The 8,192-nt window shown below is 69.8% G+C and carries 8 protein-coding genes and 1 pseudogene; 7 read left to right on the forward strand and 2 right to left on the reverse strand.

The genetic code is table 11. The features are described 5' to 3' along the window. Positions 1-60 precede the first annotated feature (60 nt). Entirely contained in the window at positions 61-474 is a 414-nt protein-coding gene (locus VFV67_RS26090; protein WP_326473285.1) for a thioredoxin family protein, read from the reverse strand. Then, positions 471-1,355: a DUF2993 domain-containing protein gene (locus VFV67_RS26095; protein ID WP_326473286.1), complete on the reverse strand. Its 885-nt coding sequence runs from the start codon at positions 1,353-1,355 to the stop codon at positions 471-473. The genes VFV67_RS26090 and VFV67_RS26095 overlap by 4 nt, the downstream gene beginning before the upstream one ends. A 218-nt stretch (positions 1,356-1,573) precedes the next feature. On the opposite strand from VFV67_RS26095, the gene VFV67_RS26100 reads away from it, so the two are divergent. From VFV67_RS26100 to VFV67_RS26130, 7 genes and pseudogenes are all read left to right on the forward strand, one after another. Further along, positions 1,574-2,311 carry a response regulator transcription factor gene (locus VFV67_RS26100; RefSeq protein WP_326473287.1) on the forward strand — a complete coding sequence of 246 codons (738 nt, stop codon included), beginning with the start codon at positions 1,574-1,576 and terminating at the stop codon, positions 2,309-2,311. Between the two features lie 28 nt (positions 2,312-2,339). Then, on the forward strand, positions 2,340-3,245 hold the full coding sequence (gene mshD / locus VFV67_RS26105; protein ID WP_326473288.1) for a mycothiol synthase: 906 nt from the start codon (positions 2,340-2,342) through the stop codon (positions 3,243-3,245). A gap of 119 nt (positions 3,246-3,364) precedes the next feature. After that, positions 3,365-4,495 carry a phosphate ABC transporter substrate-binding protein PstS gene (gene pstS / locus VFV67_RS26110; protein ID WP_326473289.1) on the forward strand — a complete coding sequence of 377 codons (1,131 nt, stop codon included), beginning with the start codon at positions 3,365-3,367 and terminating at the stop codon, positions 4,493-4,495. 99 nt (positions 4,496-4,594) lie between these two features. After that, positions 4,595-5,560 carry a phosphate ABC transporter permease subunit PstC gene (gene pstC, locus VFV67_RS26115; RefSeq protein WP_326473290.1) on the forward strand — a complete coding sequence of 322 codons (966 nt, stop codon included), beginning with the start codon at positions 4,595-4,597 and terminating at the stop codon, positions 5,558-5,560. Further along, positions 5,557-6,468, forward strand: a complete 912-nt coding sequence (gene pstA, locus VFV67_RS26120; RefSeq protein WP_326473291.1) for a phosphate ABC transporter permease PstA — start codon at positions 5,557-5,559, stop codon at positions 6,466-6,468. Before pstC ends, pstA begins: the two co-directional genes overlap by 4 nt. A gap of 7 nt (positions 6,469-6,475) precedes the next feature. After that, positions 6,476-7,252: a phosphate ABC transporter ATP-binding protein PstB gene (pstB, locus tag VFV67_RS26125; protein ID WP_326473292.1), complete on the forward strand. Its 777-nt coding sequence runs from the start codon at positions 6,476-6,478 to the stop codon at positions 7,250-7,252. Positions 7,253-7,299: 47 nt separating this feature from the next. Further along, positions 7,300-8,192: pseudogene (locus tag VFV67_RS26130) on the forward strand (hypothetical protein); the annotation flags it as partial.

Raw genomic sequence — 8,192 nt, forward strand, 5'->3', positions numbered from 1 at the left:
TGGGATGCAGCGTACCGTCCATTTCCGGCCCCGGACGGCGCGTCCAGCCCGTGGGACGGACTATCCGAGATGTGGCCGCAGCGCCTCGAGCAGGGCTTCCCGGCGCGGCACCCCGCCGACCCGAAGCAGCTCGGTGCCGCCGGCAGCCACCGCCAGCGTGGTCGGCGTGCGCAGTACGGACAGCGCGCGGGCCAGGTCCGGCCGTTCGGTCAGGTCCAACTCGGTGTGGTGCAGGCCTTCGGTGCGCTCGGCAAGATCGGCGAGCAGGACCCGGGTCTGCCGGCACGGAGCGCAGAACGTGGTGGACAGCTGGACCAGGGTGACCGCGGCGGCCGGGTCCAGCACCGCGCGTACGTCCGCCGGCAGTTCCCGGCCGGCGGTGCGCGCGCGGACCCGACCCTGCCGGGCCCGCCACGCGAAGCCGGCCACGCCGGCGAGTGCCAGCGTGCCCAGCAGCACCGCCACACCGGTCATCCGGTGCTCCCGCCGCCCAGCGTGACCTCCTGCGCCTTGCCCGTCACGGACAGTTGCCCGGGCGAGACCGTCACGTTGGTCGGGGTCACCTGGAACGGCAGCACGCCGGTGGGCAGCTTGAACGCGAGGACGCTCAGCAGGACGCTCTGGGTCCGCTGGTCCAGCGTGCCGATAGACAGCCCGTCGCGCACCTCGAGCCGCCTCGGGTCGAAGCCGATCTCCTGCTCTCCCAACGAGATGATGCCGAACACGCACAGGTCGGTCGACGTCCCCAGGAGTTCCGCGGTGGCGCAGATCCGGGTGCCCGCGGTGGTCTTGTCCTTCTTCGCCTCCTCGGCCTCGACGTCGGCCGGCGGCGGCTTGGCGTTCGGGTCCGCGACCTGTGCCTCGCTCATCGGGTTGATCGACACCCGGTTGAACGTCTTCACCACGTCGTTCTCGTTGGCCCGGATGGCCCGGTTGACGTCCGACTCCTTGAGCGTGACCGTGCCCTCGACCTCGCGCACCGTGACCTGCTTGGCCGAGCCGGAGATCAGGTCGGACAGCGGCGCCCGCACCCCGTAGAGCTCGGCGCTCACGTCGACGTCACGCAGGTCCTGCACCGGCACACCCTCGGCCTCCACGGTCACCTGGTCGTACTCGCCGGAGATCGCCTGGGCCAGGAAGGAGAACCCGTGCACGTTCACCTTGGGGTCGTCGGCCAGGTTGAACTCGGCGCGGGCCCGTTTGGACACCTCGTGCTCGAAGATCGCCGCGGCGGCGAAATCCGCGATCACGAGCAGGCCGACCAGGACCACCAAGGTGATCACCAGCCGGCGCAGGGCCCGGGAGCGTCGTTTCGGCGCCACCGGGGTCCGGTACGGGTCTGTCATCGTGCTCATGCCGCCTGTCCTGGGATCGGGTCGGTGAGAACCGGTGTACCACGGCCGGGGGATCGGCTAACCGTTACGGTCATGTTTCGGTCCTTATCAGCAGTCTCTACAGCCTCAAAATCGCTGCTGTAGCCGTGTGACCCCCGCGTCACGGACACGACATCCCCCCGGCATGGCGGCTATTCTCCCGGAAAGCCGCGGAGCGTGTTCAGAGAGGCGGGACCCGCATGAGCCTCGACCTGCTACTGCTCACCGCAGACCCAGCGCCGGGTTCGGTGTTGCCATCCCTGATGTTGTTGCCGCACAACGTGCGGACCCAGGCACCCGAGGTGACGGCGTTGCTCGACGCCGGATCCCGGGATGCCGTGCTGGTGGACGCCCGGCTCGACCTGGCCGCCGCGAAGAGCCTGTGCCGCCTGCTGTCCAGTGGCGGCGACAGCGCGCCGGTGGTGGCCGTGGTCAGCGAGGGCGGACTGGTCGCGGTGACCGCCGAGTGGCGGGTCGACGAGATCATCCTGCCGAGCGCCGGTCCGGCCGAGGTGGACGCCCGGTTGCGGCTGCTCACCACGCGCGGACCGGCCGGTGGCACCGGCGCCGACGGCGCGCTGCGACTGGGCGAGCTGGTGATCGACGAGGCCACCTACATGGCCCGGCTGCGCGGCCGCCCGCTCGACCTCACCTACAAGGAGTTCGAGCTGCTCAAGTACCTCGCCCAGCACGCCGGCCGGGTGTTCACCCGGGCGCAGCTGCTGCAGGAGGTGTGGGGCTACGACTTCTTCGGTGGCACCAGGACGGTGGACGTGCACGTCCGGCGGCTGCGGGCAAAGCTCGGCACCGAGCACGAGCAGATGATCGGGACCGTGCGCAACGTGGGCTACAAGTTCGTGCAGCCGCCCAAGAGCGGCGGCCGCCGGGAGGCACTGTCCACCGAGGAGCTGTCCAGCCCGGTGGACGCCCTGAGCTGACCGGGGTTCGGGCGGGTACGGTCGGCATGTGGTCGAGGTGGCCTGGCACGACCGGTTGTCCGATGACGACGTCGAGACCGTTCGTGAGCTGCTGCTCGCGGTCCGGGCGCGGGACGGGCGGCCGGAGGTGGTGCCGGCCGGGTCGCTGCCGAGGGAGCTGCGCGGCGGCCGCCACGGTCTGGCTTCCGGTCCGGACGGCGAACTGGCCGGCTACCTGCATGTGGACACCGCCGGTGACGCGCGCGGCCGCGCCGTGGTCGAGCTGTTCGTGCACCCGCGGATGCGTCGCCGCGGGGTCGGTAGCACGTTGACCGAGAGCCTGCTCGGCCGGATCGACACCCGACCGGTGCGCGCCTGGTCCCATGGTGATCACCCGGGCGCGGCCCGGATCGCCGCGCGGTTCGGCTTCGACCGGGTACGCGAGCTGCTGAAGCTGGGGCTCGACTTCGAGTCCGGTGACGCGCCCCGGCTGCCGGTGCCGACCTGGCCGGCCGGTGTCCGGGTGCGCACGTTCGTGCCCGGGCAGGACGAGCCGGACGTGGTGGCGGTGAACCGGCGTGCCTTCGACTGGCACCCCGAGCAGGGCGCGCTGACCGTGGACGACCTGGCGGCCGCGGAGGACGAGCCGTGGTTCGACCCGGACGGGTTCTTCCTGGCCGTCGACCCCGAGGACCGGCTGCTCGGCTTCCACTGGACCAAGGTGCACGCCGGCCCCCCGCCGGTCGGCGAGGTCTACGTGGTCGGCGTCGACCCGGACGCGCAGGGCGGCGGGCTGGGCCGGGCACTCACCCTGGCCGGGCTGCACCACCTGCATCGCGGTGGCTTGTCCAAGGTCATCCTCTACGTGGAGTCGGACAACGCGCCGGCCGTGGCGGTGTACCGGCGGCTGGGGTTCGGCCGGGTGGCCAGCGACGTGCAGTACGAACGGGCGTGACAGCACTCACTCTGTAGGGCCTGTTCACCCCTCGTTCACCCGTATGGGGGCAGTCGGCCACCGAAGCTGCTTAGCGTCCGGTCGCGATATCGACATAAAACTCCAGTGCGGAGGACCACGTGAAGATCAAGCGGCCCGCGGCCGTGCTCAGCCTGATCGCGGCAGGCGCGCTCGCGCTCGCGGCGTGCGGCAGCGACGACAACACCACTCCGGCGAGCGCCGGCACCGCCACCGGTGGTGATGACGCCGCCGTCCCGGTCGACTGCGGCGGGAAGAAGGCACTGAGCGCGAGTGGCGCGACCGCTCAGGCCAACGCCATGACCCGGTTCGTCACCGCCTACGAGACCAAGTGCGACGGGTTCACGCTCAACTACAACCCCAACGGGTCCGGCGCGGGCGTCAAGGACTTCACCGGCAAGCAGACCGATCTGGCCGGCTCGGACTCGCCACTGAACAAGGACAAGGGCGAGTACGACGCGGCCAAGGCCGCCTGCGGCAGCGACGCCTGGAACCTGCCGGCCGTGTTCGGCCCGATCGCGATCACCTACAACGTCGCCGGCGCCGACGGGCTCGCGCTGGACGGGCCGACCCTGGCCAAGATCTTCCAGGGTCAGGTGACCACCTGGAACGACCCGGCGATCGCCGCGCTCAACAGCGGCAAGACGCTGCCCGGCGACAAGATCGTGGTGATCTTCCGCAACGACGAGTCGGGCACCACGGACAACTTCCAGAAGTACCTGAAGACCGCATCGAAGGGCGGCTGGGCCAAGGAGGCCGGCAAGGTCTTCAACGGCGGTGTCGGCGAGGGCGCACGGGGCAACGAGGGCACCGCGGCCGCGGTGAAGAGCACCAAGGGCGCGATCACCTACAACGAGTGGTCCTTCGCCAAGCAGCAGCAGCTGCAGATCGCCAAGATCGTCAACGGCGGTGGCGGCGAGGCCGTCGAGCTGAGCACCGAGTCGGCCGGCAAGTCCATCGCGGACGCCAAGATCAAGGGCACCGGCAACGACCTGGTGCTGGACCTCGACTCGATCTACGGCACCGCCGCGCCGGGCGCCTACCCGATCGTGCTGGCCACCTACGAGATCGTCTGCTCCAAGTACGCCGACCCCGAGGTCGCCAAGGCGGTCAAGGCGTTCCTGACCGTCGCGGTGACCGACGGGCAGAACAACCTCGAGGCCAACGGCTACATCCCGGTGCCGGCGGACTTCAAGGAGAAGCTGCTCACCGCCGTCGGCGCGATCGCTTGATCGTCCCGAACGGGAATGAGTGACCTCGAGCCGCGGACCGCTCGCCCCGATCGTCCAGCCACTCTGGACGTTCGGGGCGAGACCCGCGACATTGATGCCATGACAGCCAACGGCGGGCCCGCACCGGTGCGGCAACGGGTGCGCAGGCACGGCGACGCGGTGTTCCGGACCCTGGCCGTCGGGTCCGGTCTCGCGGTCGTCGTCGCGATCTTCCTGATCGGCCTCTTCCTGCTGATCCAGGCGGTTCCCTCGCTCGCCGCCAACGAGGCCAACTTCCTGACCAGCCCGCTGTTCAACACCAACGACCCGGACAACCTGATGTTCGGGATCCGGGACCTGCTCATCGTCACGGTGTTCTCGTCGATGCTGGCGCTGGTCCTCGCGATGCCGCTCGCCCTTGGCATCGCGCTGTTCCTGACCCACTACGCGCCGCCGGTGCTGCAGCGACCGTTCGCCTACCTCGTCGACCTGCTGGCCGCGGTGCCGTCGATCGTCTTCGGCCTGTGGGGGATCCGGGTGCTCGCTCCTGAGCTGGAGCCGGTCGCCAACTGGCTGAACCAGACGCTGGGCTGGATCCCGCTGTTCAGCGAGGGCAACGTGTCCATCGCCGGCGGCGGGACGATCTTCACCGCCGGCATCGTGCTGGCCGTGATGATCCTGCCGATTGTCACGGCGGTGACCAGGGAGGTGTTCCGGCAGACCCCGATCATGCAGATCGAGGGCGCGCTGGCGCTCGGGGCCACCCGCTGGGAGATGATCAAGACGACGGTGCTGCCGTTCGGTCGCAGCGGCTACATGGCCGCCTCCATGCTCGGCCTCGGCCGGGCGCTCGGCGAGACCGTCGCCGTGCTGGTGATCCTGCGCGCGTCGACCAGCCCGGCCACGTTCAGCTTCTTCGACGGCGGCTACACGTTCGCCTCCAAGATCGCCTCGGCGGCCTCGGAGTTCAGCCAGCCGCTGCCCACCGGCGCCTACATCGCCGCCGGCCTTGTGCTGTTCGTGCTGACCTTCGTGGTGAACGCGATCGCCCGCGCCATCGCGGGCGGAAAGGCCCGGCCCGAATGACGACGACCGAGTCGATGGTGGACCGGCCGGCGGCGCCGCCGGCCTTCCAGCAGGTGAGTCCGGGCCGGCGGGCCAAGAACGTGGTCGCCACCGTGCTGGTCACGCTGGCCTTCATGATCGCCATGGTGCCGCTGGCCTGGTTGCTGTTCACCGTGGTGAGCAAGGGATTCGAGGCGATCATCGCGGACGGCTGGTGGAGCAAGTCGCTCAAGGGCGTGCTGCCCGAGGAGTTCCGCGGCGGCATCTACCACGCCCTGTACGGCACGTTCATGCAGGCCCTGATGTGCGCGCTGATCGCGGTGCCGATCGGCATCATGTGTGCGGTCTATCTGGTGGAGTACGGCCGTGGCCGGCTGGCCCGGGTCACCACGTTCATGGTCGACATCCTGTCCGGGGTGCCGTCCATCGTGGCCGCGCTGTTCATCTTCGCCCTGTGGATCTCCGCGTTCGGCTTCCCGAAGAGCGCCTTCGCGGTGTCGCTGGCGCTGGTGCTGCTGATGCTGCCGATCGTGATCCGATCCACCGAGGAGATGCTTCGGCTGGTGCCGGACGAGCTGCGCGAGGCGTCCTACGCGCTGGGCATCGCCAAGTGGAAAACCATCATGAGAGTGGTGCTGCCCACCGCGATGTCCGGCATCGTCACCGGAATCATGCTGTCCGTGGCCCGGGTGATGGGCGAGACCGCGCCGGTGCTGGTGCTCGTCGGGTACAGCCGGGCGATCAACTACAACCTGTTCGAGGGCGAGATGGCCTCGCTGCCGCTGCTGATCTACAGCGAGTTGGGCAACCCCGAGGAGGCCGGTGTCCTGCGGGTCTGGGGCGCGGCCCTGACCCTGATCATTGTGATCATGCTCTTCAACCTCCTGGCGGCCGTGATCTCGCGGTTCTCCGCCATCAAGGCCAAGTGAGGCGATCATGGCTAAACGACTCGACCTGAAGGACCTGAACCTCTTCTACGGCAAGTTCCACGCCGTGGAGGGGGTGTCGGTGTCCGTCCCGCCGCGGATGGTGACCGCGTTCATCGGGCCGTCGGGCTGTGGCAAGTCCACCGTGCTGCGGGCGCTGAACCGGATGCACGAGGTGATCCCGGGCGCGCGGGTGGACGGCAAGGTGTTGCTGGACGGCGAGGACATCTACGCCTCGTCGGTGGACCCGGTCTCGGTCCGGCGCACCATCGGCATGGTCTTCCAGCGGCCCAACCCGTTTCCCACCATGTCGATCCGGGACAACGTGGTGGCCGGGCTGAAGCTGGCCGGGGTGCGCGACCGCAAGCGGCTGGACGAGGTGGCCGAGCGGGCGCTGCGGTCGGCGAACCTGTGGACCGAGGTGAAGGACCGGCTGAACAAGCCGGGCGGCAGCCTGTCCGGTGGGCAGCAGCAGCGGCTGTGCATCGCCCGGACGATCGCCGTGCAACCGGACGTGGTGCTGATGGACGAGCCGTGCTCGGCCCTCGACCCGATCTCCACCCTGGCCATCGAGGACCTGATCGGCGAACTGAAGAAGGACTACACGATCGTCATCGTCACGCACAACATGCAGCAGGCCGCGCGGGTCAGCGACCAGACGGCGTTCTTCAACCTGGCCGGCGTCGGCCAGCCCGGCCGCCTGATCGAGGTCGACGACACCGAGAAGATCTTCTCCAACCCGAGCCAGAAGGCCACCGAGGACTACATCTCCGGCCGTTTCGGCTGATCCCTACTGGTATCGCCAAGTACCCGGTTGGTGGCAGGCTGTGCCGGGTGCTGGCTCAGGCGGTCCTCACGGCGTCGCTCACCCTGCTCCTCGCCGCCTGTTCCCCCGACCCGCCCGCACCCGCACCCACGCCCGCGTCGAGCACCCCCCGCGCCGCCGTCGTCGGCGTCCCCCAGGACCCTGCCCTGCGCACCGTGCGCATGAACAGCGGCCGCGCCCTCACCTACGTCCAACCCGAGACCGCCGCCCAGATCCTCTGCCAGACCGTCGACAAGCACCGCATCGAACGCGTCCTCGACGACCAGGTCTCCCTGCACCCAGACCCCGACACCGAGGCCGCCTGCGCCATCGACGGCACCCGCACCAACCTGCGCCTGTCCCTGACCCACGCCACCACCCCCTTCACCAGCCCCACGCAAATCTCCGGCCGCCCAGCGCTTCTCCTCCCCGACACCCCCGAACTCACCATCCGCGTCGCCCTCACCGACGACGCCCGCACCCCCCGCCCCACCACCCCCGCCCGCCCCCTCCTGGACCTCACCATCATCCAGTCCACCAACCTGGACCCCCCCGCCCAACGCGAACTAGCCATCCGCCTCCTCCACGAAGCCATCCCCCTCCTCACCCTGGCCGGCGACCCCCTCCCCGACATCGACCCCACCGGCCGCATCCCCTACACCCCAACCCCCCTCATCCGCGGCGCCCAGATCATCGACCTCCCCCAACCCCTCCAAGCCCTCCAACTCTGCACCCTGCTCACCAACCTCCCCCCACCCCCGACCACCCCCGACCCGCCACCCCCCAAACCCCCGATCGACCCAATCCCCACCGACTCCGCCCAGTGCACCATCCCCGGCCCAACCCCCGTCACCGTCGCCCTCACCCCCTCCCTCCACCCGCTGTCCACCTACCCCACCCACGTCTCCGGCCGCCCCGCCCG

Origin of the sequence: Actinophytocola sp. (assembly GCF_035762905.1) — a bacterium.
In the GTDB taxonomy this organism is placed as follows: Bacteria; Actinomycetota; Actinomycetes; order Mycobacteriales; family Pseudonocardiaceae; genus DASYTH01.

Coding starts and splice junctions, on each gene's coding strand:
- VFV67_RS26100 (WP_326473287.1), top strand. CDS start 1,574: ATGAGCCTCGACCTGCTACTGCTCACCGCAGACCCAGCGCCGGGTTCG.
- pstC (WP_326473290.1), top strand. CDS start 4,595: ATGACAGCCAACGGCGGGCCCGCACCGGTGCGGCAACGGGTGCGCAGG.
- pstA (WP_326473291.1), top strand. CDS start 5,557: ATGACGACGACCGAGTCGATGGTGGACCGGCCGGCGGCGCCGCCGGCC.
- VFV67_RS26095 (WP_326473286.1), bottom strand. CDS start 1,355: ATGAGCACGATGACAGACCCGTACCGGACCCCGGTGGCGCCGAAACGA.
- pstB (WP_326473292.1), top strand. CDS start 6,476: ATGGCTAAACGACTCGACCTGAAGGACCTGAACCTCTTCTACGGCAAG.
- VFV67_RS26090 (WP_326473285.1), bottom strand. CDS start 474: ATGACCGGTGTGGCGGTGCTGCTGGGCACGCTGGCACTCGCCGGCGTG.